This window comes from Xanthobacter sediminis (genome assembly GCF_043195015.1).
GTDB lineage: Bacteria > Pseudomonadota > Alphaproteobacteria > Rhizobiales > Xanthobacteraceae > Xanthobacter.
Genome location: NZ_JBAFWH010000008.1, coordinates 159317 through 182998 on the forward strand (window position 1 = coordinate 159317; position 23682 = coordinate 182998).

Below are 23682 nucleotides of genomic sequence, written 5' to 3' on the forward strand. Positions count from 1 at the left end.
TCCCTCACGCCGTGGTGGGATCGAACACCAGGACGCGGATGGGCGTCGGGTCGAAATCGTTGCAGGGGTTGTTCACCTGCGGACAATTGGAGATGAGCACCAGCATGTCGCGCGCGGCCAGGAGGTCCACATGGTCGCCGGGGGCGGAAACGCCGTCCACGATGGCGAGCTTGCCGTCGGCCTCGATGGGCACGTTCATGAAGAAGTTGATGTTGGGCACGATGTCCCGCTTGGTCATGCCGTGCCGGGCGGCGGCCATCACGAAATTCTCGCGGCAGGCGTGCATGTAGCGGGTGTGGTGGCCGAAGCGCACCGTGTTCGCCTCGCACGAGCAGGCGCCGGCGGAGGTGTCGTGCCGCCCGCAGCTGTCGCCCACCACCACCGCCAGCACGTTGCCGAAGTTCGACATGAGCCGCGTGCCGGTGGTCACGTAGGGCGCGCCCTGGGTGAGGATGGTGTCCTGCGCCGAATAGCGCTCGGAGGTGTCGTGGGCGTCGTAGACGAGGGTGTCCACGGCCTGGCAGCCCTTGAGATCGACGATGCGCAGGATCTGGCCCTTGGCGATCACCTTCGACCACGGCCGGTTGGCCGGCACGGTGAAGTCGTAGACGGCCTTGGCGGGGTCGAGCACCGGCTGGGCGAAGAAGGGGGTGGTGGCGGAAGCGGTATTGAGCGCGGTCATTTTTCCCTCCCTCAGGCCTGCAGGTAGGTGGCGTTGTTCTCGAAGCCGCGGCGGGCCTCGGCGGTGGCGGTGCGGCAGAGATCGTCCTGCGCCGGCGCGGGAAGGCGGAACACGGTGGCCTCGATGGGCGCGGGCGCGAAGGCGGCCTCCGGCGCCAGCGGATGCGGGCAGTTTGAAATGGCGACGATGAGGTCCAGCTCCGCGCGCAGGTCCACGAAGTCGCCGGGCTTCACCACGCCGTCGCGCCACACCGGCCTGTGGTCCACGAACGAGACCGGCGCGAAGAAGGAGATGACGGGTGCCACGTCGCGCACGCCGAGGCCGTGCTTGGCGGCGGCGAGCCACATGTTGTCACGCGTGTTGCGCAGGGCGGCGTCGCCGTATTTCGCGAGGTTCGAGGCGGGGGTGGAGCCGCCGATGATGGTGTCATGGGCGCAGCAGGTGTCCTCCACGATGGAGAGCAGCACGCGGCCCATGTCCGAGAGCAGCACCCGGCCCTTGCGGATGTCGGCGGTCCACTGGATCTTCACCGTGTCGGCGCTGTTGTAGCGCTCGGAGGGGTCGGTGAGGGTCCACGCGAACAGCGCCACGCCGGAATTGCCGGCGGTGTTGAGGAGGCGCAGGCCCTCGCCGCGGCGGATCACCTTGGTCCAGTACCAGCCGCCGGGAATGGTCTCGGCATGGCGCACGGCCTCGGGCGCGAGGGGCGCGCCGTCGCGCGCCGTGGGGGCGGGCAGCACGCGGGGGGCGGCGGCGTCGCCGGCGGCCTTGAGCTGCTCGTAATTGCGGCGGCGGGCGGCGATCAGGGCTGCCTTCTCGGCATCGGGGGTGTCGATCGATGATGTCATGTCTCAACGCCTTGAACCGGCGGGTCGTCCCGCCTGATGGCCGTTTGCGCGCCGGGTCGTCCCGGCCGGAGAGGTTGAGTGTCAGGGCCGGCCTTGCGGGGCGCCGGCGACGCGCGGCGGCCAGATGCCGATGTCCTTGGCGATGCGGGCGCCGTAGCGTCCGCCGTCGGTGGGCTCGTCGCGCCGCCGCTCGAAGGCGATGACACGGGTGGCGAGGCCGAACGCCTCGGGCAGGTCGTGGGTCACCATCACCGCCGTGAGGGCGCGCTCGTGCCAGAGCTTGCGCATCAGCACGTGAATGTCGGCGCGGATGCCGGGGTCGAGGGCGCCGAACGGCTCGTCCAGCAGCAGCACGCGCGGCTCGGCCATCAGCGCCTGGGCCAAGGCGAGGCGCTGCTGCATGCCGCCGGAAAGCGCGCTCGGATACTTGTCCGCCGCGTGGGAAAGGCCGACGGCGGCGAGCAGCTCGCGGGCCTTCTCCGTGGCGGCGCGGCGCGCGGCGCCGAACAGGCGGCCGAGGAGGCGCCCGCCGGCATCGCGGGCGCCCAGCTCCCGCGCCAGCACCACGTTGCCGAGGACGGTGAGGTGCGGAAACACGGAATAGCGCTGGTAAACCACACCGCGCTCGGGGCCGGGCTCGGCCGGAATGGGCTTGCCGTCCAGCTCGATCACGCCGCGGGTGGGCACTTCCTCGGAGAGCAGCATTTTCAGGAAGGTGGTCTTGCCGCAGCCGGAGGGCCCGACCAGCGCCACGAACGCCCGCTCCTCGATCTCCAGGTCGATGTCCTCCAGCACCACGCGGTCGTCATATTCCTTCCACAGGTGGCGGACGCTGATGAGGCTCATTGGGCGGTCCTCGCGGCGGCGAACCAGGGGAAGGCGCGGCGCTGGAGCGCCACCAGCGCGATTTCCATGAGGAAGGCGAGCAGCGTGATCCAGACGACGTAGGGCAGGATCACGTCCATGGCGAGATAGCGGCGCACCAGGAAGATGCGGTAGCCGAGCCCGCTCTCGGAGGCGATCGCCTCCGCCGAGATGAGGAACAGCCACGCCGGGCCGATCTGGAGCCGCACCGAATCGATGAGCCGGGGCAGGATCTGCGGCAGCACCACCCGCAGCACCAGCGTCCAGGAGGAGGCGCCCAGGGTCTGCGCCTTGATGAATTGCTGTGGCGGCATGTCGGTGACGCGCAGTGCGATGTCGCGCACGAGAAGAGGCGCGATGCCGATGGCGATGAGCGCGATCTTGGACGCTTCGCCCAGCCCCATGGTGATGAACAGGATGGGCAATATGGCGAGCGGCGGCACCATGGAGACGACCGCCACGAACTGCCCCAGCAGCGCCCGCAGATAGGGCAGCACGCCGATGGCGATGCCGAGCACCGCGCCGACCAGGGTGGCGATGCCGAGCCCGGCGAACAGGCGCCCGAGGCTCGCCGCCGTGTCGGACCACAGCGGAATGGTTCCGGTGCGCGGATCCACCGTGAAGGCCATGCGCACGACGGCGTCGCCGATGGTGGCGAAGGAGGGCAGCAGCTTGTCCGCCGGATTGTCCGCGAGGCGCACCGCCGAGGCGACGAGATAAAGCACCAGCACGCAGACGAAGGGCAGCAGCGCCAGGACCCGGGCCCATCCTGGGGCGGGGAGTCGATTGACGAGGCGCATCGACGGTCCTCTCTCGGCGGGGTTCATGCGGGGTGCGCGGGCGCGGCCGGCGCGGCGGGGAAGGTGGCTCGGGTCCCCTCTCCCGCGTGGGGAGAGGGGCGAGGGCAGGAAGCCTCAGAGCTTGCCGGCGGCGGCGTCCGACATGAAGGCGTCGTTGAAGCGCAGCTTCACGTTCTTCTTGTCGCCCAGCACCTTGCCGTCGGCGAGCTCGATGCCCACGACGTCCACGGACGGCGCGCCGTTGCCCAAGAGGCCGTGGTCGAACAGGAAGTGGCGCACCTTGTCCATGGTGGTGCCCACCTCGGGCGAGCGGGCGAAGGCGGCCGCGTCGGCGGGCTTGGCGAACAGCTTGGTGGCGGCCATCTGCTTTTCGAAGCCGGCGAGATCGGTGCCGGAGGCCTTGCCCATGGCCTCGCGGGCGGCCTTGCCCTCCGGCGTGTCGGCGATCATGAGGGCCAGCGTCTCGTACCAGATGCCGGTGAGGGCCTTGGCGAAGGCGGGGTTGTCCTTCAGCGTCTGCGTGTTCACCACGGTGAGGTCCATGATCTCGCCGGGGATCTGCGAGGAATCGAACACCTTGTGGGCCTTGGGATCGGCCAGGATCTCGGAGACGATGGGGTTCCAGGTGACCACCGAGGTCACGTCCGGGGTCTTCCAGGCGCTCGCCATGTCGGCGTCGGAGGTGGAGACCACCTTCACGTCCTTCTCCGCGAGGTTGATGGAGGCGAGCGCGCGGGCGAGCAGGTAGTGGGAGACGGAGAACTCGACCAGGTTCACCTTCTGGCCCTTGATGTCGGCCAGCTTGTCCTTGTCCTTCAGGATCACGGCGTCGTTGCCGTTGGAGAAGTCGCCGATGATGAGGGCGGTGGTGTCCACGCCGCCCACCGCCGGAGTGGAGAGGGCGTCCATGTTGGTGACGGTCAGGGCATCGAAGCCGCCCACCGTGTATTGATTGATGGATTCGGCATAGTCGTTCACCTGAACGACATCGATGTTGATGCCGTACTTGTCGGCCCACTTCTTGACGATGCCGGCTTCCTTCGCGTAGCCCCAGGGCATCCAGCCCACATAGATGGTCCAGGCCAGCTTGAAGTCCTTCTTCGGCGCGGCAAAAGCGCTGCCGGTGCTCAGCGGCACCGTGGCCGCGAGCACGCCGAGCGCGAGCGCGCCGGCCTTGAGGATGTTCTGGATGTGGTATTTGCCTGACATCGCCAATTCCCCTCGTGGTTCGAAGCGCGCCTGTTTCGGCGCGAGATCCAATCGAGACCTGGAACTGGCGAGACCTAGTGGTGCCAATTCCTGGCCACTGAGGTCTCCCGGGATTTTGCCCCGCCGTGCCCGCGCGGATGTCTCCCGCCCGGGTAGCAGCTCTCGGACCAGCGTCTCCTGCGAGACCGGAACCCTAGCCGCCAACTCATTGCATTCATAAAAGTCGGAAGGGCGAGCGAAGGCAACGTCGTTCTTCAGGCACCGTGCCGAAATTTTGCACAGCACTTTGCCTGCGCGAAGATCATGCCGGGGGTGTGGGGCGGAGCTCCCACGCGAGCGCCGAGTGGGCTCCACGCCGCGCCCGAGCGGCGATGCTGGCGAAGCCCCTTCGGGGGCCGCGCCCAGCCAGCGGCGGGCGGTGCCCCTTGCACCCCGCCGCGCGTTTCTTCGCCCTGTCCTGTGCCGGCCTTGCCCGAGCCGGCTAGTCGCCCACCAGGCCCGGCGGGCGCGGCAGGTCGCCGAAGCCGCGGGTGGGCGGCAGGGTGGGTTCCAGTGGCAGCGGTGGGCGCACGACATTGGCCGGAGGCCTCTGCGCCGCCGGCTGCGCGGTCGCCGCCGGGCGCGGGCGCGCCTGGACGCTGGTGGGAGGCGCGGCCTGTTGGGGCGGGGCGCGATGGGGCGCCGGAGTGGTGCCCGGCCGCGCGGCTTCCGGCGCGCTTGCCGGAGCCGGTGCGGGGGGGGACGCCACGGCTGCGGGGCCTCGGATCGGCTCGGCCGCCGGGCCTCCGCTCGTCGCGGCGCCGGCCGTGGGTGCGCCGGTGGCGGCGCCAAAGGGAGCGGCTGCGGGTGGCGGCAGGTCCTGGCGCTCGATCACCCCACCGGCGCGGCCGGGCGAGGCACGTGCCGGCTGCGCCGTCGCCGGAGCGGCCGGGCGAAAGGCTGCGGCCGGCGGCTGCGCCGGAGGGGTCTGCGCGGCAGGAGCGGGCGTTGCGGGGGGCGGCTGGACGGTGGACGGGGGCGTCGCGGCCGGCGGCGGCGTTGGAGTGGTCGGCACGGCCGGTGTCGGTGTGGCGGGGGCCGGCGATGGGGCAGGGCGGAGGGCCGTGGCCGGTGGCGGCACCGGCGCGGCCTGCACGGCCGGTGCGGGCGTGGTGGGAGCCGCTGTCGTGGGGGCCGGCGATGCGGTCGGCGTGGTCGGCGAGGGGGCGCCGCCGTGCTGCTCCTCCAGGCGGCGGGTCTCGCGCTCGATGGCGCGCATGGCGATCACGCCGGTGAGCCCGGTGGCGCTCACGCGACGGTCGGGGGCGGCAAGGTTGCCGCGCCAGGCGAGCGTGGCCGTGGGCGCGGCCCCGCCCTGGGCGGGGCCCTCATAGTCGATGGCGGTTTCCACCAGCAGCCGCGCCAGATCGAGGCTGCCGGAGAACGCGAGCCGGGTGTCGCCCGCCTGGGCGCGGGCGGGGGAGAGGCGGGCTGCCCCGCCCACCACGCTCAGGGTGGATTCGGCCACCGGCACCGCCAGCGGGCCGCGCATCAGCGCACGGTCGAACATGAGGGCCGTGTGCCGCTCGTCCGGGGGCGGGGAGAGGCTTTCGGCCTCCGCCAGCACCGCCGCGAGGGCGGCTGGGTCGGCGTCCGCGACGCCGAGGTCCTGCACCGCGATGGTGCCCTGGCCCGAAAGGGCCTGCACCAGCTGCAGCGGCGTGCGGCCGGTGCCGCCGAGGTCGAGGGAGAGGCTGACGCGGCCTGAGGGCGGTGTGCGCGCGCCCGCCAGCGCGGCGAGGGCGGCGACTTCCACCTTGTCCAGCAGCAGGCGGCCTTCCGCCTCCACCACATCGTCGGCGCGCCGGTGCAGCTCGATGCGCGCGCCCACCTTGCCGCCGCCGAAGGCGCCGGAGATGTCCCGCAGCTCCAGGCCGGTGCCGTCGCTCGCGAGCCTCAGCTTCCCCTGCTCCAGTACGTAGGGGCCGATGAGGGCGAGCCGGCCGGCGTCGAGATCGATGCCGAGGGCGATGCCGTTCACCGGATTGGGCAGGAAGCGGGCGTTGCTCCAGGGCAGGGCGGCCGGGCCCGCTGGCGGCTCGGCCGCGCGCGCGCCGAACAGGCCGATCAGCACCGGCGCGGAGAGCGTGTCGAAGGAGAGCCGACCGGTGAGGCGCGGCACGCTGCCGGGCTCCAACGCCAGCGCGCCGGCAATGGGCGCGCCGCCGAGGGAGCCCTCAAGGTTCGCGGCCTGCCACGACCCGTCCGCGCGGGAAAGGGAAAAGGCGAGGGCGGCGGGCACGGGGGCGTTGCCGGCTGCGGCCGCGACCTGCGGCAGCAGCCGGCCGAGGTCGGCGCCATCGGCACGCACTGCGAGCTGCGGCGCGAACGCGCCGTTGACGAGCCGCGCCGTGCCTTCGGCGGTCAGGCTCACGCCGGTGGCGGTGAGCGCCGCGCGCACATCGCCCTCGCCCTGGGTGAGGGGGGAGAGGCTGAAGGTGCCGTGGACCGCGCCGAGCTTCGGGTTGAGCCCGCCGATGCCGAGCGCGCCCAGCACCGCCGCGCCGTCGGCCGCGTCGGCGGTGAGCGAGACCGCCAGCGGCACGCCGGCGGTGCTGCGGGTGAAGGCGACCTCGCCGGTGATGCGGCCGAGGCTGCCGGCGGTGGTGATGCCGCGGCTGCCGGCCTCGCCCCACACCACGGCTGTGGAAAGCTTCACCGGAGCCGCTACCGGCGCGAGGCGCGCCATGACCTCGGCGGTCTCGGGCCCGGCCACGAGGGCGGCCACGGGCACGAGGCCATCGGCCTTGGCACCGCTCATCGTGAGATTGAACTCGCCGCGCGGGGTGGTGGAGAAATTCTCCATCCAGCCCGCGCCCTCCAGATGAAGGCCGGCGAGGTCGTCCATCACCATGCGCTTCACCCGCCAGCTGCCGCTGGTGGCGGCGGCATCGAGGGCGAGGCGGCCCAGGGGCTGGCCGGCGAGGGTGAGGTTGCGGCCGTCGAGCTTCAGGCTGGCGTCGGCGCCGCCGCCCACGGCGGTGGCCGCCCGCTGCAGCGCCGCCACCAGCGGGTCGAGTGCGAAGCCGTCCATGGCGAGGCTCATGTCCAGCTTCGGGCCGCCGCTGTCGGGCAGGGCGGCGGAGATGGAACCGGTGAGCCGGCTGTCGCCGAAGGCGGCGTTCAGGTTGTCGAGGGCGACGGCGCCGGGCGAGAGCTTCAGCCGGGTCGCCACGCGCGCCGGGCCAGCCACGCTCGCCGCAAGATCGCGCGCGGCCTCCGGTGCCGCCCAGCGCAGGAAGGCTGCGGGGTCCTCGGCGGCGAGCGAGAGGTTGCCGGAAAAGCCGCCCGCCTCCGGCGCGCCGGAGGCCTTCAGGGTCGCCTTGCCGGGGAACTGGGCCTCGGCGGTGTCGATGCGCCAGCCGGCATGGCTGCCGGTGATGTCGAGGCGCACGTCGCGCACCACGGTGCCGCCCAGCATGAGCTGCTCGGAGGAGACCCCGATGCGCGAGGCGATGTCGGGCGCTGGCAGGTCGGCCAGCAGGCGCGCGCCGCGCGCCAGGGTCTCGGCCGGGCGCACGGCCGGGCTCATCCCGTCCGTGGCGCCGCCGGAGGCGCCGAGGGCGTCGAGATCGAGGCTGCGGGCGTTCAGCACCACATCGAGCCCGATGGCCCGCCCCAGGGTGAGGCGCGCGGCGCCGGCGAGCTGGGCCGGTGTCGCCTCGCCGCCCAGGGCCAGCTCCAGGCTGTCCGCCAGCATCTGGGCGGGGGAGGCCTTCAGGTGGCCGGAGAGCTGCCAGGATTCGAGCCCGCCCGCGCCCTTGCGGATCAGGCTCGCGCGGCCGTCGAAGCCGGGCACGCCATCGGCGGCGGAAAGGGCGCCGTCAAGATCCACCTTGTAGGGGCGGGTGCGACCGTCGAGCACGAGGCGCAGCTTGCCGCTGCCCGCCGCGTCGAGCTTGCCCAGGGTGGCGCGCAGGCCGAAGCGGGCACCGGAGGCCGCGACCTCGCCGTCCAGCCTGAACGGGCCGGAGAGGGAGCGGGCCTCGCCGGTGAGGTCGAGGTCGTCGAGGCTCACGGTCTGGTCGGAGGCGCGGTCGAGCAGGTCGAGGCTGCCGTCGCGCACTTCCAGCCGCGCGATGCCGAGCTCCGCCGCGCGGCCGGCGCCGGTGGGCAGGGCGATGCGGCCGTTGCTGTCGATGACGATGCGCATGCGCGGTTCCACCAGCGTGACGCCGGTGGCCTCCACCTCGCCGCGCATGAGGGCGCCGAGGGAAAGCTCTGCCTTGAACTCGCGCACCGTGCCGCCGGTGGAGACCACATCGCCCAGGGTCACGTCCGCGAGGGTGAGGCGCGGGGCGGGCAGGATCTCGGCCTCAATGGAGCCGCGGATCACCACCGGGATGCCCAGGGTGCGGGCGATCTCGCGCTCGAAGGTGCCGCGCCAGGCGTTCCAGTCTACCACCAGCGGCGCCGCGAAGGCGCCGAGGATGGCGAGCGTCACCGCAGTCGCGAGGCTGATGAGGATCCCTTGCACGCCCGTCTCCCCGGTGGCCCGCCGGCGGCGGGTCGTTTCGGCGCCGGAGCGTTTCCCCGTTTCATGAAATCGGGGAAACGCTCCTGATTCCTGCGTTGACGCGTTTTCTTCACGCGAACCGGTTTCCACTTCGCTCGAAAACGCTCCAGTGTGGCGCATCTTCGCGTCGATGTTGCGGTGCGAAAAGGGGCCGGCGCTCCCTTTTCGCACATCCGGCGCGTTTGCGCGCGGCGGCGCTCAGACCGTGATGATCTTGCCCGGATTCATGATGTCCAGCGGGTCGAGCGCGCGCTTGATGGCGGCCATGGCCGCGAGCGCCTCGGCGCCGTGCTCGGCGGCCATGTACTTCATCTTGCCCTGGCCGATGCCGTGCTCGCCGGTGCAGGTGCCGCCCATGGCGAGCGCGCGCTCCACCAGCCGGCCCATGAAGTCCTTGGCCTTGGCGAGGTCGGCGGCGTCCTCCATGTCCACCATCAGCACGGTGTGGAAGTTGCCGTCGCCCACATGGCCGACGATGGGGGCGATGAGGCCCATGGCGTCGATGTCGGCCTTGGTTTCCTCCACGCAGTCGGCGAGGCGGGAGATGGGCACGCACACGTCGGTGGCCACCGCCTTCGCGCCGGGCCGCAGCAGCAGCGCCGCCCAATAGGCGTCGTGCCGGGCCTGCCACAGGCGCGAGCGCTCCTCCGGCCGGGTGGAGAATTCGGACGGGCCGCCGCCGAACTCCGCGGCGATGGCACCGAAGCGCTCCGCCTGCTCGTGCACGCCGGCCTCGGTGCCGTGGAACTCCAGGAACAGGGTGGGCGTCTCGGCAAGGCCGAGCTTCGCATAGGCGTTGCACGCCTTCACCTGCACCTCGTCCAGCAGTTCGATGCGGGCCACCGGAATGCCGCTCTGGATGGTGGCGATGACCGTGTCGCAGGCGGCGGCGATGCTGGGGAAGGGGCATACGGCGGAGGAGATGGCCTCCGGGATGCCGTAGAGCTTGAGGGTGATCTCGGTGATGATGCCGAGCGTGCCCTCGGCGCCCACGAACAGGCGGGTGAGATCATAGCCGGCGGAAGACTTGCGGGCGCGGGTGGCGGTCGTGAGGAGGCTGCCGTCGGCGGTCACCACCTTCAGGGACAGCACATTGTCCTTCATGGTGCCGTAGCGCACCGCATTGGTGCCCGAGGCGCGGGTGGAGACCATGCCGCCCAGGGAGGCGTCGGCGCCGGGGTCGATGGGGAAGAACAGGCCCTGGTCGCGCAGATCCTCGTTCAGGCGCTTGCGGGTGACGCCGGGCTCGATGACGCAGTCGAGGTCGGCGGCGTTCACCGCGAGGATGCGGTTCATGCGCGAGAGGTCGATGCACACCCCGCCGCGCGGGGCATTCACCTGTCCCTCCAGGGAGGTGCCCGCGCCCCAGGGGATGACCGGAACCTGCCGGGCCGCGCAGATGCGCACGGCGGCCTGCACATCTTCCGCGCATTCCGCGAACACCACCACGTCTGCGGGCTCGTTGGGCAGGTAGGTGGTCACATTGGCGTGCTGCTCGCGGATGGCCGCATTGGTCACGACCTTGTGACCCAGAGCCGATTTCAGTTCCGCTGTGGCGGAGACGACACGATCACCGTGGAGGGGCCGGGAGTTCGCTTCTGCGGCAAGCATTTACTTTTCCTTAACTTTGGTCCCCGTCCCCGGAAGGAGGGGTGATTCGGCTTCCGGCGGAAGTGGTAGGAGATGGCCATCCGGAGGTGTTTTCAGTTTGACAGTGATATTTCCGAATCGCTCCGTCCGCCAGATTTTGCTCCATTTCCGGGGTGACGATGGCCGCTAATCACGGCACAGTGCTCGGCCAGGAAGCAACTCCAAGACAGGGCGCGACTGCCATGCTGGATCGGATCGACTTCGAGCCCGTATTCTTCGCCCCATTTGTCTCATCCGCCAGAAAGGTGGAGCGGGCGTGGATCGACTATAACGGCCATTTGAAGATGGCTTACTATAATCTTCTCTTCGACCAGGCTATGGACGAGGCGCTAAATCTTCTCGGCCTGGGGCCGGATTATGCGCAACAGCGTGGCTCGTCTTTCTTCACTGCAGAAGCGCATGTGCGTTACCTGCGGGAGATCACGCCCGAATGTCCGGTGCGGGTCACCTTGCGCCTCCTGGACTATGACGAGAAGCGCATCCACCTCTACCAGGTGCTGCATCATGCCGTCGAAGGCTGGGCCTCCGCCATCTGCGAGCAGGTGGCGCTGCACGTGGACCTGAGGCGGCGTCATGTCACCCCCTTCCCGGATGACGTGCTGGAGCGCATCGCGCTCATGCGCGCCACCCATGCCGCGCTTCCCGCGCCCGAAGGGGTGGGGCGGCGCGTGTGCATGGCCGCCCGCTGCTGACAGCGGCCGCGCGATTCCCTTCGGAGCCGCCGCGACGACGGGCTGCGTCAGTCGCGGTGGTACGTGGTTGACAGGCGGGGCGGTGGCTTGTATCTCCGCGCCACCGCCTGCCTCATTTCCGGGCTTTCACGCGGAACCCCCTGAAAATGTGAGATCCATCGTCCCTGCAAAGAGCGGGCCGAAGGGGTCGTGCTGCCATTGCGTGCAATGCAGGGCAGCTATGCTGACCTATTTTCTTGCCGAGCGCCCGGCGTGGCATATCCTGGGGTCATCAAGGGCAATCGCCCGGGATGACCCGGAACAGGAGGCCTCCATGAGCGCCGTGACCTATCCCGCGAAGTCGTTCACCCTCTCCAGCGCGGCCCATTCGGGCGCGGGGAAGCCGGCAAACGGCCTTCTTGCGCGCATGCTCGAAGCCGTCATCACCGCGCGCGCCGCCCAGGCGGAGCGCGAGGTTGCCCGCCATCTCGCGTTCCGCGGGCGAGACCCGCACGATCCGGGTTACTGAACGGGGCGCGACCATGCGCAGCCGATGGCGTCCGGCGTCGCTGCCGGGCGCCATCGGTGACCTGCCAAGGCCGGTCGCGTGGCCGCGCCGGGCCGGAATGCTAGGCCCCTCGTCTCATCGTCGCCGCGCCTCCCTGAGGGGGCGCGGCGCGAGCTGCCATATGCGGCGGCGAATGTTCCTGCGGGGGAAGGTCGGGGAGGGGAGGCGGTCACCTCGGACATGCTCCGCGTTGTCGCTCCCTCCCCGATTTCCCCGGCGCAGCGGTCTCGCCCCTGAGTCGACGTGGTGGCCGAGAGAAACCCGAACAGCACTCGAAAAGCCGGGCTGATCATGGTGGCGGAGTGTCGCTTTGCCGTTCGGGCGGCGCGGCGGATTCCCGACGGTCGTGTTTTCGAAGCGTGGCACGTGGCTGGGCGCCGGCACGAAGCCGGCGTCGCCCGCCTTCGGCGTCAGCGGTCTGCCGCCACCACCAGCGTTGCCCAGCCTTCGATATGGCGGCGCGACACCAGATGCAGGCCCTGACTGCGATAGGCTGCGAGGGCGGCCGGCACCTGCGACACCAGGAGGCCGGAGAGGACGATCCATCCGCCCGGCGCCAGCAGGCCGGCGAGCGGCCGGGCGAGCCGCTTCAGCGGCGGCAGGAGAATGTTCGCCAGGATGAGGTCATAGGGCCCGCCCTCGACGATGGTGCGGGCGTCCGCGCCCGCCGCATGCAGCAGCGTCACGCCGGGTCCCGCCTTGTTGGCGCGGGCATTGGCGCGCGCGGTGCGTACCGCGACGATGTCGATGTCGCTCGCCACCACCTGGGTGTGGAAGCAGCGGGCGGCCGCGATGGCGAGCACGCCGGTGCCGGTGCCCACGTCCAGAACCCGCTGCGGCCGGCTGCGCCGCGCCACGTCGGTGATGGCGGCGAGGCAGCCCTGGGTGGTGCCGTGGTGGCCGGTACCGAAGGCGAGCGCGGCCTCGATCTCGATGCCGATGGCGCTCGCCGGAACGCGCGCGCGGTCATGGGCGCCATGCACCATGAAGGGGCCCACCTTCACGGGGGCGAGGCCCTCCAGGCTCGCGGCCACCCAGTCCTTCTTCTCCACCGTGGAGAAGACCGCACCGGCGGCCACCTCTTCCCCGGCCGCCAGGGCCACCAGCTCGCGCAGGCGGTCGGCGTCGAAGGCCTCGCCGGCATAGACCTCCACCTCCCAGTCGTCCTCCGCGCGCTCGAAGTGGGTCACGGCCACCTCGGCGGGGTCGAAGGTCTCGGAGATGAGGTCGGCGATGCGCATCGCCGCGGCGCGCGAGGCGGCCACACGCATGACATGGGAGGCGTCGTTCGGAGGAAGGCCTTCGAGCATCGGGGGCGGGTATCCGGCTTCGGGGGCGGCCCGGCCGCACGGGCGGCGCCGAGAGGTGCCGGGCCCGGCGGCATCGGCCGCATGGGGCGCTTGTCGGCCACCCCGCGCCGGTCCGTCAAGGCCCCGGCGGCGGGCGCGCCGTCGGCGGCGTCATGCCGTCGGCCCCGGTCTGCGAGCGGCGGCACATGGATTTCGCGCACAAGCGGGCTTCACCCAAGCACCGTGCCGGCCTGACCGCAGTCCTGCGAGAAAAGCCCACGGGCTTGATCTCACGCCTTCTCCACGAAGGTCTCCAGCACCCGCTTCTCGCCGGCCTTGTCGAACTGCACCGTCAGCTTGTTGCCGTCGATGCCGACGACCTCGCCGTAACCGAACTTGATGTGGAACACCCGCTCGCCCTTGCTGAAGGCGGAGGCCGCCCCGGTGGAGGTGGCGAGGAGCGTGCCTTCGATCACGGGTGGCGCGCCGCGCTGGGGCCCGCGCCCGCCGCGCCCCGCGCCGTAACCACCTCCGCCGCGTTCGCCGAAGCCGGAGCTCTCGCTGCGCACGCTCTGCGCCCGCTGCCAGCCGGGGGTGGAATAAGAGGAATTGCCGAACGAGCCGCCGCCCGAGGCGCCGCCCATGCGGTCGAACCGGCTCTCGCCGTAGCCGGCGTTGCCATAGCTGGAGCCGCCGTAGCCGGAGCCGCCCCAGCCCATGCCGCCGCGGCTTTCCTCCACGCGCACGTGGGCATCGGGCAGCTCGTCGAGGAAGCGGCTCGGCACGGTGGAGTTCCACAGGCCGTGGATGCGCCGGTTGGAGGCGAAATAGATGCGCGCCGAGGCCCGCGCCCGCGTGATGCCCACATAAGCGAGGCGGCGTTCCTCCTCCAGGCCCGCCTTGCCCTGCTCGTCCAGCGCCCGCTGGTGGGGGAATAGGCCCTCCTCCCAGCCGGGCAGGAAGACGGTATCGAATTCCAGGCCCTTGGCGGAATGCAGTGTCATCACCTGCACTGCGTCCTCGCCGGCGCCATTGTCGGTGTCCATCACCAGGGAGATGTGCTCCAGGAAGCCGCCGAGGTTCTCGAACGGCTCCATGGAGCGCACCAGCTCCTTGAGGTTCTCCAGGCGGCCGGAGGCCTCGGCCGAGCGGTCCTTCTGCCACATCTCCGTGTAGCCGCTCTCGTCGAGCACGATCTCGGCCAGCTCGGTGTGGGAGAGCACGCGGGCCTGCTCGCGCCAGCGGGCGAACATCTCCATCAGGCCGCGCAGGGTGCCGCGCACCTTGGGCTTCAGCTCCTCGCTCTCGGTGAGGGCGCGGGCGGCCTCCTGCAGCGGCACCCCGGCCGCGCGGGCCACATCGTGGATCTGCTTCAGGGTCGCGTCGCCGATGCCGCGCTTGGGCACGTTCACGATGCGCTCGAAGGCGAGGTCGTCGGCACCCGAATTCACGCAGCGCAGATAGGCGAGCGCATCGCGGATCTCGGCCCGCTCGTAGAAGCGCGGGCCGCCGATGACCCGGTAGTTGAGGCCGAGGGTGACGAAGCGATCCTCGAACTCGCGCATCTGGAACGAGGCGCGCACCAGGATAGCGATCTGCGAGAGGGGATGGCCGGCGCGCTGGAGCGCCTCGATCTCCTCGCCAATGGCGCGGGCCTCCTCCCCCGAATCCCAGGCGCCGGTGACGGTGACGTGCTCGCCGTCCTCGCCTTCCGAGAACAGGGTCTTGCCGAGCCGCCCCTCGTTGTGGGCGATGAGGTGGGAGGCGGCGGCCAGGATGTGGCCGGTGGAGCGGTAGTTGCGCTCCAGGCGGATCACCGTGGCGCCGGGAAAGTCGCTCTCGAAGCGCAGGATGTTGTCCACCTCCGCGCCGCGCCAGCCATAAATGGACTGGTCGTCGTCACCCACGCAGCACACGTTCTTCGAGCCCTGGGCGAGCAGGCGCAGCCACAGATACTGGGCGACGTTGGTGTCTTGATACTCGTCCACCAGCAGATACTTGAACTTGTGGTGGTATTCGGCGAGCACGTCCGGATTCTCGCGGAACAGGCGGATGCCTTCCAGCAGCAGGTCCCCGAAATCGACCGCGTTCAGCGCCTTCAGGCGCGCCTGATAGGCCACATAGAGCGCGCCGCCCTTGCCATTGGCGAATACGGCGCCCTCTCCCGCTGGCACGTCCTTGGGCGAGAGGCCGCGGTTCTTCCAGCCGTCGATGGTGGCGGCCAAAAGGCGCGCCGGCCAGCGCTTCTCGTCGATGTTCTCGGCGGCGAGAAGCTGCTTCAGCAGGCGGATCTGGTCGTCCGTGTCGAGGATGGTGAAGCCGCTCTTCAGGCCCACCAGCTCGTGGTGGCGGCGCAGCAGGCGCACGCCGATGGCGTGGAAGGTGCCGAGCCAGGGCATGCCCTCCACCTGGTCGCCCACGATGCTGGCAATGCGCTCCTTCATCTCGCGCGCGGCCTTGTTGGTGAAGGTCACGGCCAGGATCTGCGAGGGAAAGGCGCGCCCGGTGGCGAGGATGTGGGCGATGCGGGTGGTGAGCACGCGCGTCTTGCCGGTGCCGGCGCCGGCCAGCACCAGCAGCGGCCCCTCCAGCGTTTCCACCGCCGCCCGCTGCTCGGGGTTGAGGCCGTCGAGATATGAGGGGCCTGCGGTGGAGGCTGAAGAGGGGGGTGCCATGGCCGCCCGCGCGCGGGCCGCGATGCCGCCGGGGCGGGGCGCCGGGGCGGGAGCGGGCTCGGTGGGGCGGCGGGCTGGGTCGGAAGGCGTGCTCAAAACGGTGATCTCGTCTCGCTCCGCGAATCTCGCAGGAGAACAAAATGGCACTCATGCCCCTGGAAAGCGAGAGGCGGGGCGTTTGGCCTCATGGCGTGGGCCGGAGTCACGGCGCGGGGGCGGCGGCTTTCGGCAGGTGCACCACGTAGAATTTGCGCACCGGCGTCACGCTGCGCCAGATGCCCGTGAAGCCTGCGGGGATGAGGAAGGATTCCCCCGCCTTGTAGGTCTCCAAATGGCCGGAGGCATCGGTGAGCTCCACGGTGCCTTCCAGCAGCACGCAGAACTCGTCTTCCTCGTAGTGCACGGTGAGGGTTGAGCTTTCCGAGGCCCAGAAGCCGGCGGAGAAGGCTCCGGTCTTGTCCTGGTACCATTCGTGGACGGTGGTGGCGGAGGCCGGGTCGACCGGCGGCACGGGGTTGAAACGGATGGAGCGCAGGGTCATGGCGGTCTCGGCGGTGAGGGCGTGTCGTGCCGCATCCATGGCCGAGGATTCCGGCGGGGGCAAGGAGAAGGCCGCCGTGCTCAGCGGGCCGCCGGCCGCGGCGGTTCCTTCAGGCCGGCGATGAGGACGGCGCCGAGCCCGAAGAAGGCCAGCAGCACCGCCACCCCCGCCTTCTGGCTGGCCGTCAGCGCCGTCACCACCGCCACCGTGGTGGGCGCGGCGAAGGAGGTGATGCGCCCGGAAAGGGCGAACAGCCCGAAGCATTCGGCGAGGTGCTCCGGCGGGGCGAGCCGCACCAGCAGCGTGCGCGAGGCGGCCTGGAGCGGGCCCGCCACCAGCCCGATGAGCAGTCCGAGGCCGAGATAGACCTGCTCCGGAACGGTGGCGAACAGGCCGGTGGCGGGGGCCGTGGGCACCAGTCCGAACAGCACCGAATCCCGAGCAAGCGAGAGCAGCCCCGCGCAGGCGGCGATGAGGCAGCACAACGCGGTGAGAATGACCGCGCGCGAGCCCACGCGATCGTCCAGCCAGCCGCCCGCCAGCGCCCCGAAGGTGCCGGTGATGGTGAGCAGGATGCCGAAGATGCCGATTTCCACCGCGCCCCAGCCGAACACGCCGGCCGCGTAGATGCCACCGAAGGCGAACAGCGCGACCAGCCCGTCCGCATAGATCATGTTGCCGATGAGGAAGCGCGCCAGCATGGGCCGCTCGCGCAGGCGCGGCAGCAGGGCGCGGATGCGGGAGAGGCCGGTCCGCGCCGCCACTGCCATGGGCATGGCGGCGGGCGCGTCCGGCACCAGCAGGAACATGGGCAGCACCAGCAGCGCGAACCAGGCCGCGGTGAACGGCCCGGCGAGACGATCGCCCTCGCGCGCGGCTGCGTCGAGCCCCAGGGCCGGCGGCTGGCCGAGCAGGGTCAGCCCCGTCTCCGGCCGGGTGGAGAAGAAGGCGAGCATGATGGCGAGGGAGATCAGCCCGCCGAAGTAGCCCGCCGCCCAGCCGATGCCCGAGAGGCGCCCGAGCCGCTCCGGCGGCGCGAGGCTCGGCATCATCGCGTTGTTGAACACGGTGGCGAATTCCACCCCGATCGTGCCGAGCGCGAAGGCGGCGAGGATGAGCGGGATGCGACTTGCGTCGCCGGGCGGGGAGAACCACAGCAGCGCCGAGCCCGCCATCAGCATGGCGCCGAACATTGCGATCCAGGGCTTGCGTCGGCCAGAGGCGTCCGCGATCGCCCCCAGCACCGGGGAGCACAGGGCGATGACGAGGCCCGCCGCGCCGGTGGCGAAGCCCCACAGCGCCTGCCCGTCCGCCGGGGTCGGCGCGACCGCGGAGGCGAAATAGGGGGCGAAGATGAATGTGGTGATGAGCGTAAAGTAGGGCTGGCACGCGGGATCGAACAGGATCCAGCCGAAGGCGGCCCGGCGTCGTTCCGAGTCAGTATTGAGCACGGGCATGGCGGTGTCGTTTGCCGTTGAGGAAGGATGCGTCGGTGCGGCTTTTTGGCCTTGTCGGGATCAAATGGCCAGTGACGGGTACGGAGTCAGCATTCCGTTAAATATAGGGTCTAGTTTGCGTCGAACGCAGCGGGCATTTCGTACACGTTCCCGCCTGCTCCGTCACGAATACCGAGTCCGTTCGCGCCGGCGTGTTGCCGGCGTGTGCCGGGTGGAGCCGCCGTCGAATGCCGGCGTCCTCCGGGCTGTCCATGGCGCCGCGTCGGCGCCGAGCGAAGGTTCCTGGGCCATGCGGCAGATCGTTCCGGAACGTGACCACCCCGTCGCGAGCAGGGAGATGGGGCATTTCCTGCACATGCTGCGCCGCGCGGCGGGCGTCGGCTTCGTCGTTTTCGCTCGTCCCGGCGGTCGGCTGCTGGTGGCGGGCGGCGAGGGGCCGGAGGGGTACGAGGCGGCGGGGGAATCCCGCCTGTTCCGGGTGGCTGCCGCGCTGCGCCAGCGGCTTGCCATCGAGGACCTGGAGGCGAGCGCGGAGTTCGGCGGCGCCACGCTTCCCGGCGTGACGCGCCCCCTCCGCTTCTTCGCGAGCGTGCCCCTGCTCTCGCCGGAGGGCGTTGGCCTTGGCGCCCTGTGCGCGCTCGATCCGGAACCCCGCATGCTCGACGACATGGCTGCTCCGGTGGCCCGGCTGGAGGATGGCGCCCCGGTGCTGCTGGCGTTGCTGGCGGCCAAGGCCGCCGGCGCCGAAGCGGCCCGGACTGGTCTCGACCTCGCGCGGGCCGAGGGCGAGGCGCGGGTCCATGCTGCGGTGGGTGAGCGCTATCGGAAGATATACGAGCGGGTGGCCTCTCACGCCCGCATCGGCGTGTGGGAGTGCGATCTCGCCACCCAGCGCCACACCTGGACCGACGGCATCTATGACATCTTCGCCCTGCCGCGCGGCGGGCGCGTCAGCCGCGACATGGTGCTGCCGCTCTACGACCACGCCTCGCGCCGCGAGCTGGAGCGGCTGCGCCAGCGTGCGATGGAGACCGGAGACGGCTTCACCCTCGACGTGCGGGTGCGGGACCTGCGCGGCGTGCTCAAATGGGTGCGCGTGAGCGCGGAGGTGGAGATAGAGAGCGGCCGGCCCGCGCGCCTGTTCGGCCTCATGCAGGACATGACCGCCGAGCGCGACCTCCACGACCGCCTGCACCGGCACGCGGAGTGCGATGCCCTGACCGGCCTCGCCAATCGCGCCGCGTTCGAGCGCGCCCTCGCGGCGCATGGCGGTTCCGAGCCGGAGGCGGTGCTGCTGCTGGGGCTCGACGGCTTCCGGGCGGTGAACAGCAGTTTCGGCCACGCCGCCGGTGACGCCTGCCTTGTCGAGGTCGCCGTGCGCCTGCGGCGGACGTTCCGGGAGGCGGAGCTGGTTGCGCGCGTCGGCGGCGACGAGTTCGCCGTTCTGGTGCGCGGCCTCGCGCCGGTGGCGGATCTGGATGGGCGGGCCGCGGCGGCCGTGGCGGCGATTTCCGCCCCCGTCTCCGTCGAGGGGCGGGAGATCCGCCTCGGCGTGTCCTTTGCCGTCGCGCGCGGCGGGGACGCCGGCGGCGGCCTGTTCGCGCGCGCGGATGTAGCGCTGTCCAGGGCGAAGCCGGTCCGCTCAGGCGCGGCCGTGCCCGCCGCACGCCAGGCGCGCCGCGCCTGAGCTTTTGCCTCGCGGAGGGGGGGATAGCGCGGCGGCTGCCGCAGGTCCGGCCGCATGTGGCGCTTGCCTTGTTGTCTTCCCCCCGCGTCTGTGGCGGGCCTCGCGCGCGGGGCGTACGGCGGGGTGCTGCCGCGCCCCTTTTTCTACTTCTTTTTCTTTGCGCGTGCCATCGCCCGGAATGGCGCGCCCCGCGCGGGCGCAAGCATTCGCCATGTCGCGGAACATGAGCGCGGTATCCGGTGGCCCTCATTGCGCAGCCGGCAAGCCATGCAACCGCATCGATCTGTGTCTTTCACTGGCCGGTAGATCTGGCAATATGAAGTTGTTTGGCGCCCTGCTTAGTCATGACGGTTTGATGACAAGCAATAATGAGATACCTTGAAAATTTTTTTCGTGACTCGACCATGATGTAATAGGCCGTTGCATTGCGGGCGGTTATGTCTCCAGGGCGGGCCTTCGCGGCGTTCCGGCACTGGCCGGAGGCGGCAAGGGTGCGGGCGGCAAGAGCGGGGGTGCGCATGAAGTCCCAGATTGTCGAAGAGCTCGGCCAGGCCGAGGTGCTCCTGCCCTCTCTCATCGCCGACGGCCTGCGGGCCAACGACCGCGTGAAGGTGCGCCTCAGCGTGCTGCAGGACGCTGGCCGCCGGGTCCGCGCTCCCGCCCCGCCGCGTTTCGCGCTCACAGAGGAATGCCGCGAGGTGGGGCTCGACCCCGTGGCCATGGATGCGCTGGTGACGCGGGCCGGTCGCGCCGCCGCCGACGAGGTGAGCGCGCCGGGCATCGGCGCCCTGGGCGTCGGCATCTGGGACGACGTGGAAACCATGGCGCGGGCGGTGGCGGCCGGCGATCCGGAGGCGGGCAAGGTGGCCGAGCGCCGCCTCTCGGGGATGCGCGAGCGCACCGCCCTCGGCAACAGCGACACCCTCTCCGAGGCCGAGATCCTCGCCCTCTCCAGCCTTTCGGCCAATGGCGGCGACAGCGTGCACCGCCTTGTCATGGACCTGCACAAGGACCTCAACCGCCTCGCCGCCGCCCATGCGGAGGAGGTGGTGGCCGGCGCCCACGCCTATGGGCTAAAACCCGAGGACCGGCCTGTGGTGGAGGCCTTCATGCGCGGCGTGGAGGCGACGCGCCCGCTGAAGTTCGACCATCCCGGCCTCGCCACCATCTCCACCCGCGCGGGCACCCGGCTGACCATCCAGAACGACATCGGCGAGACCGATGCCCATGTGGTGGTGATCGTGGTGGAGAATGACACCGTGAGCGTCACCTATTCCGATGTGCACCGCCCGCGGGCCAAGTTCTTCGTCTCCTGCCTCGACGGCTTCCCCGCCAAGTGGAGCGACCTCGACGCCCGGCGGGCGGAGGGGCTGGCGGAAGGCGGCGTGTTCTATCTCGTGTCCGGCCGCTTCACCGATGCGGACGAGGGGCGGCGCTTTGCCTTCCTGGAGGCGCTCGGGGCCTCGCTGGTGTTCCTCATCGACTGGAACAAGGCACGCAAGGTGCTGCGCGCCTGGGTGCCGAAGGCCGATGCCGTGCGCATCCTGCAGTGGGCGGCGCGCAGCCGGGTGGGCCATCGCGCCTTCCTGGAACTCGGCGGCAGCGACCTGGTCTCGGCGGCGGTGCACCATGCCGCGCCCACGCGCATCGGCTTCGGCGAGCGGCTCGACGCCGTGCTCGGCCGCGAGGCGGCGGTCGGCTTCCTCGAGGCGGTGCTGCGCATCTCCGCCGAGGCGCTGCTGGACGGAAGCTCCCTGCGCCTCGCCCGTGACCGCATCGAGGCGGATCTCGTCTGGCGCCTGGAGCGGGTGGATACCGCGCTGCTCGGAGTGGTGATCCGCCAGGCGGGGCTCGCCCGCGAGGTGTCGGTGGCCATCGCCCAGCATGTGGATGCGCTCGCCAGCGGGCGCGAGGCGGATGGCGCCGCGCTCGCCGCCCGCGCCCGCCGCATCGAGCAGAAGGCGGACCGCATCGCCCTGGAAGTGCGCGGGGAGGTGGCCCGGCTCGACGCCGACCGTGGCGTGGAGCGGCTCGCCGACTGCATCGAGGAGGCCATCGACGAGCTGGAGCAGGCGGCTTTCATCGCCTCGCTGGTGCCGGCGGGGTTCGAGGCCGCCCTCGCGGAGCTGCTGGTGCGCCTCGGCCATCTGGCGGTGGCGGGCAGCGAGGCGGCGGCCATGGGCGTCGCCGCCGCCGCCGAGATCCCCGATGGCAACCGCGTGGACAGCGAAGACGCCCTCGCCGCCTTCGGCCGGCTGGTGGAGATCGAGCACGAGGGCGACGCCGCCGAGCGGGCGGTGACCACGCGGGTGCTGCAGGGCGATTACGAGACCCGGGTGGCCCTGAGCGCCCTGGAGTTGGCGCGCGCGCTGGAGCGAGCCTCCGACCAGCTTGCCCGCTTCGGGCACCTGCTTCACGCCCACGTGCTGGCCGACCTCACCCGATAGGAAGGGCACCCCCATGAAGATCGTGCGCATCGGCGCCACGGGCGCCGCGACCGAGCCCACCGCTTTGCCGTCCGCGGAGATAGTGGGGGCAAAGGCCGCCAACCTCGCCCAGATGGCGGCCCTGGGCCTGCCGGTACCGCCGGCCTTCGTGCTGCCCGTGAGCCTGTGCGCCGCCATCGTGCGTGGCGACGGGGATGCGCGAGAGAAGCTGCGCGCCGGCCTGACCGAGGGCATCCGCTTCCTTGAGGAGGCCACCGGCCGGGTGCTGGGCGACCGGCGCCGGCCGCTGCTGGTTTCAGTGCGCTCCGGCGCCGCGCGCTCCATGCCCGGCATGCTGGACACGGTGCTCGACGTGGGCGCGACGCCGGAGGCGGTGCACGGCCTCATCCGCAGCACCGGCAACCCGCGCTTCGCCTGGGATTGTCGTCGCCGCTTCCTGGAAAGCTTTGGCAGCGTGGTGCTGGCGGTTGCGCCCGCCGTGCTCGAGGCGCCCCGCGACGCCGTACTGGCCGAGGAGGGCGTGGACGGCCTGGACGAACTCGACTGCGAGGCTCTGGAGCGCCTCGCCCGCGCCTATTCCGAGGCGCTCGACGACGACGGCGATGCCGCCCCGGCCGAGCCCATGGCACAGCTGGAGGCCGCTGCCCAGGCCGTCTATCGCTCCTGGATGGGCGAGCGCGCGCGCACCTACCGCACGCTGGAGCACCTGGAGCACCTGGAGGGCACCGCCGTGACGGTGCAGGCCATGGTGTTCGGCAATCGCGGGCTGACCTCCGGCTCCGGCGTCGCCTTCTCGCGGGACCCTTCCAGCGGGGCGCCCGAGCCGGTCATCGACGTGCTGTTCGAGGCGCAGGGGGAGGATGTGGTTTCCGGCGCCCGCTCGCCACAGACCGAGGTGGCCCTCGTGCGCGCGGTGCCCATGGCGGCGCGCGAGCTGCGCCGCATCCTTGTCGTGCTGGAGCGCGCCTTCCGCGACGTGCAGGACGTGGAGTTCACCATCGAGGGTGGGCGCCTGTGGATGTTGCAGACCCGTGCCGCCAAGCGCACGCCGCGGGCGGCCCTGCGCATCGCCATCGATCTCGTCCATGAAGGCGTCATCACGCCTCAGGAGGGACTGGCGCGCGTGGGCGCGCTCGATCCGCAGGCGTTGGTGGAGGCGCGCCTCAGCAACGTGGGCGATCCGCTGCTGCACGGCACCGGTGCCTCGGCGGGCGTGGCGGTGGGCCGGGCGGCCTTCTCCTCGCGCAGTGCCCAGCGCCTCGCCGATGGCGGCGAGCCGGTGATCCTGGTGCGGCCGGACACCTCCACCTCCGATGTCGCGGGCTTCTCCGTCTCGGCGGGCATCGTGACGGCGGTGGGCGGGCGCACCGCCCATGCGGCGCTGGTGGCGCGGCAGATGGGCAAGCCCTGCGTGGCCGGCTGCGTGGAGCTGGCTGTGGACCCGGAGGCCGGAGAGGCGAGAGTGGGCGACACCCGGATCGTGGAGGGCGACTGGCTCTCCGTGGATGGCGTCGCCGGTGCCGTCTATCTGGGCCGCGGGCGCGTGGCGGTGGACCGGCTGGACGACGAGCTGGGCGAAGTGGAGCGCTGGCGCGCCCTTCCCGCCAAGGCCTGAGCGCGGCTTCCGGCTACCCGGCGCGCGGTATCGAGCCTATCTCGTTGATTCCGGTCTCAGATCGAGGCCGGTTCAGTGACGCCAAGTCCGGCGGGCTTGGCCAAAGGCCCCTGCGGCACGGCCG

The 23682-nt window shown here is 71.2% G+C and carries 17 protein-coding genes and 1 riboswitch; of the genes, 5 read left to right on the forward strand and 12 right to left on the reverse strand.

Annotated features, from left to right (window positions below):
- Positions 1-4 precede the first annotated feature (4 nt).
- From V5F61_RS12675 to V5F61_RS12705, 7 genes are all read right to left on the reverse strand, one after another.
- Positions 5-682: an urea amidolyase associated protein UAAP2 gene (locus V5F61_RS12675; protein WP_393989351.1), complete on the reverse strand. Its 678-nt coding sequence runs from the start codon at positions 680-682 to the stop codon at positions 5-7.
- Between the two features lie 11 nt (positions 683-693).
- Complete coding sequence (locus V5F61_RS12680; RefSeq protein WP_393989352.1) at positions 694-1530, reverse strand: urea amidolyase associated protein UAAP1; 837 nt, start codon at positions 1528-1530, stop codon at positions 694-696.
- An 81-nt stretch (positions 1531-1611) separates the two neighbouring features.
- Positions 1612-2376: an ATP-binding cassette domain-containing protein gene (locus V5F61_RS12685; protein WP_393989353.1), complete on the reverse strand. Its 765-nt coding sequence runs from the start codon at positions 2374-2376 to the stop codon at positions 1612-1614.
- Entirely contained in the window at positions 2373-3194 is an 822-nt protein-coding gene (locus V5F61_RS12690) for an ABC transporter permease (RefSeq protein WP_393989354.1), read from the reverse strand. Before V5F61_RS12690 ends, V5F61_RS12685 begins: the two co-directional genes overlap by 4 nt.
- A 114-nt stretch (positions 3195-3308) precedes the next feature.
- Complete coding sequence (locus tag V5F61_RS12695) at positions 3309-4403, reverse strand: putative urea ABC transporter substrate-binding protein (RefSeq protein WP_393989355.1); 1095 nt, start codon at positions 4401-4403, stop codon at positions 3309-3311.
- A gap of 102 nt (positions 4404-4505) precedes the next feature.
- A riboswitch (guanidine-I (ykkC/yxkD leader) is annotated at positions 4506-4611 on the reverse strand.
- A gap of 273 nt (positions 4612-4884) precedes the next feature.
- Positions 4885-8919, reverse strand: coding sequence for an AsmA family protein (locus V5F61_RS12700; RefSeq protein WP_393989356.1), 4035 nt, complete (start codon positions 8917-8919; stop codon positions 4885-4887).
- 237 nt (positions 8920-9156) lie between these two features.
- Positions 9157-10569 (reverse strand): FAD-binding oxidoreductase, encoded by a 1413-nt coding sequence (locus V5F61_RS12705; RefSeq protein WP_393989357.1) that lies wholly within the window; start codon positions 10567-10569, stop codon positions 9157-9159.
- A gap of 221 nt (positions 10570-10790) precedes the next feature.
- Here V5F61_RS12705 and V5F61_RS12710 point away from each other — a divergent pair, with 221 nt between their 5' ends.
- The gene (locus V5F61_RS12710) at positions 10791-11300 is read left to right on the forward strand and encodes a thioesterase family protein (protein ID WP_393989358.1); all 510 of its coding nucleotides are present in this window, start codon (positions 10791-10793) and stop codon (positions 11298-11300) included.
- Between the two features lie 220 nt (positions 11301-11520).
- Positions 11521-11808: a hypothetical protein gene (locus V5F61_RS12715; protein WP_393989359.1), complete on the forward strand. Its 288-nt coding sequence runs from the start codon at positions 11521-11523 to the stop codon at positions 11806-11808.
- A 449-nt stretch (positions 11809-12257) separates the two neighbouring features.
- Here the strand turns inward: V5F61_RS12715 and V5F61_RS12720 are convergent, their stop codons facing one another.
- The 4 genes from V5F61_RS12720 to V5F61_RS12735 all read right to left on the reverse strand — a co-directional run bounded on the left by V5F61_RS12720 (position 12258) and on the right by V5F61_RS12735 (position 17809).
- On the reverse strand, positions 12258-13157 hold the full coding sequence (locus V5F61_RS12720) for a 50S ribosomal protein L11 methyltransferase (RefSeq protein ID WP_393989360.1): 900 nt from the start codon (positions 13155-13157) through the stop codon (positions 12258-12260).
- A gap of 269 nt (positions 13158-13426) precedes the next feature.
- A complete protein-coding gene (locus V5F61_RS12725) occupies positions 13427-15907 on the reverse strand; it encodes an ATP-dependent helicase (RefSeq protein ID WP_393989361.1) in 2481 nt (826 codons plus the stop codon).
- 106 nt (positions 15908-16013) lie between these two features.
- Complete coding sequence (locus V5F61_RS12730) at positions 16014-16391, reverse strand: cupin domain-containing protein (protein WP_393989362.1); 378 nt, start codon at positions 16389-16391, stop codon at positions 16014-16016.
- 41 nt (positions 16392-16432) lie between these two features.
- Positions 16433-17809: an MFS transporter gene (locus V5F61_RS12735; RefSeq protein WP_393989363.1), complete on the reverse strand. Its 1377-nt coding sequence runs from the start codon at positions 17807-17809 to the stop codon at positions 16433-16435.
- Positions 17810-18098: 289 nt separating this feature from the next.
- Between V5F61_RS12735 and V5F61_RS12740 the strand changes: the two genes are divergently transcribed.
- Positions 18099-19496, forward strand: a complete 1398-nt coding sequence (locus tag V5F61_RS12740) for a diguanylate cyclase domain-containing protein (RefSeq protein ID WP_393989364.1) — start codon at positions 18099-18101, stop codon at positions 19494-19496.
- Positions 19497-19788: 292 nt separating this feature from the next.
- Here the strand turns inward: V5F61_RS12740 and V5F61_RS12745 are convergent, their stop codons facing one another.
- A complete protein-coding gene (locus V5F61_RS12745) occupies positions 19789-20016 on the reverse strand; it encodes a hypothetical protein (protein WP_393989365.1) in 228 nt (75 codons plus the stop codon).
- Here V5F61_RS12745 and V5F61_RS12750 point away from each other — a divergent pair.
- Positions 20015-21943 (forward strand): coiled-coil domain-containing protein, encoded by a 1929-nt coding sequence (locus V5F61_RS12750; protein ID WP_393989366.1) that lies wholly within the window; start codon positions 20015-20017, stop codon positions 21941-21943. The genes V5F61_RS12745 and V5F61_RS12750 overlap by 2 nt on opposite strands.
- A gap of 13 nt (positions 21944-21956) precedes the next feature.
- On the forward strand, positions 21957-23558 hold the full coding sequence (locus V5F61_RS12755; protein ID WP_393989367.1) for a PEP/pyruvate-binding domain-containing protein: 1602 nt from the start codon (positions 21957-21959) through the stop codon (positions 23556-23558).
- Positions 23559-23682 lie beyond the last annotated feature (124 nt).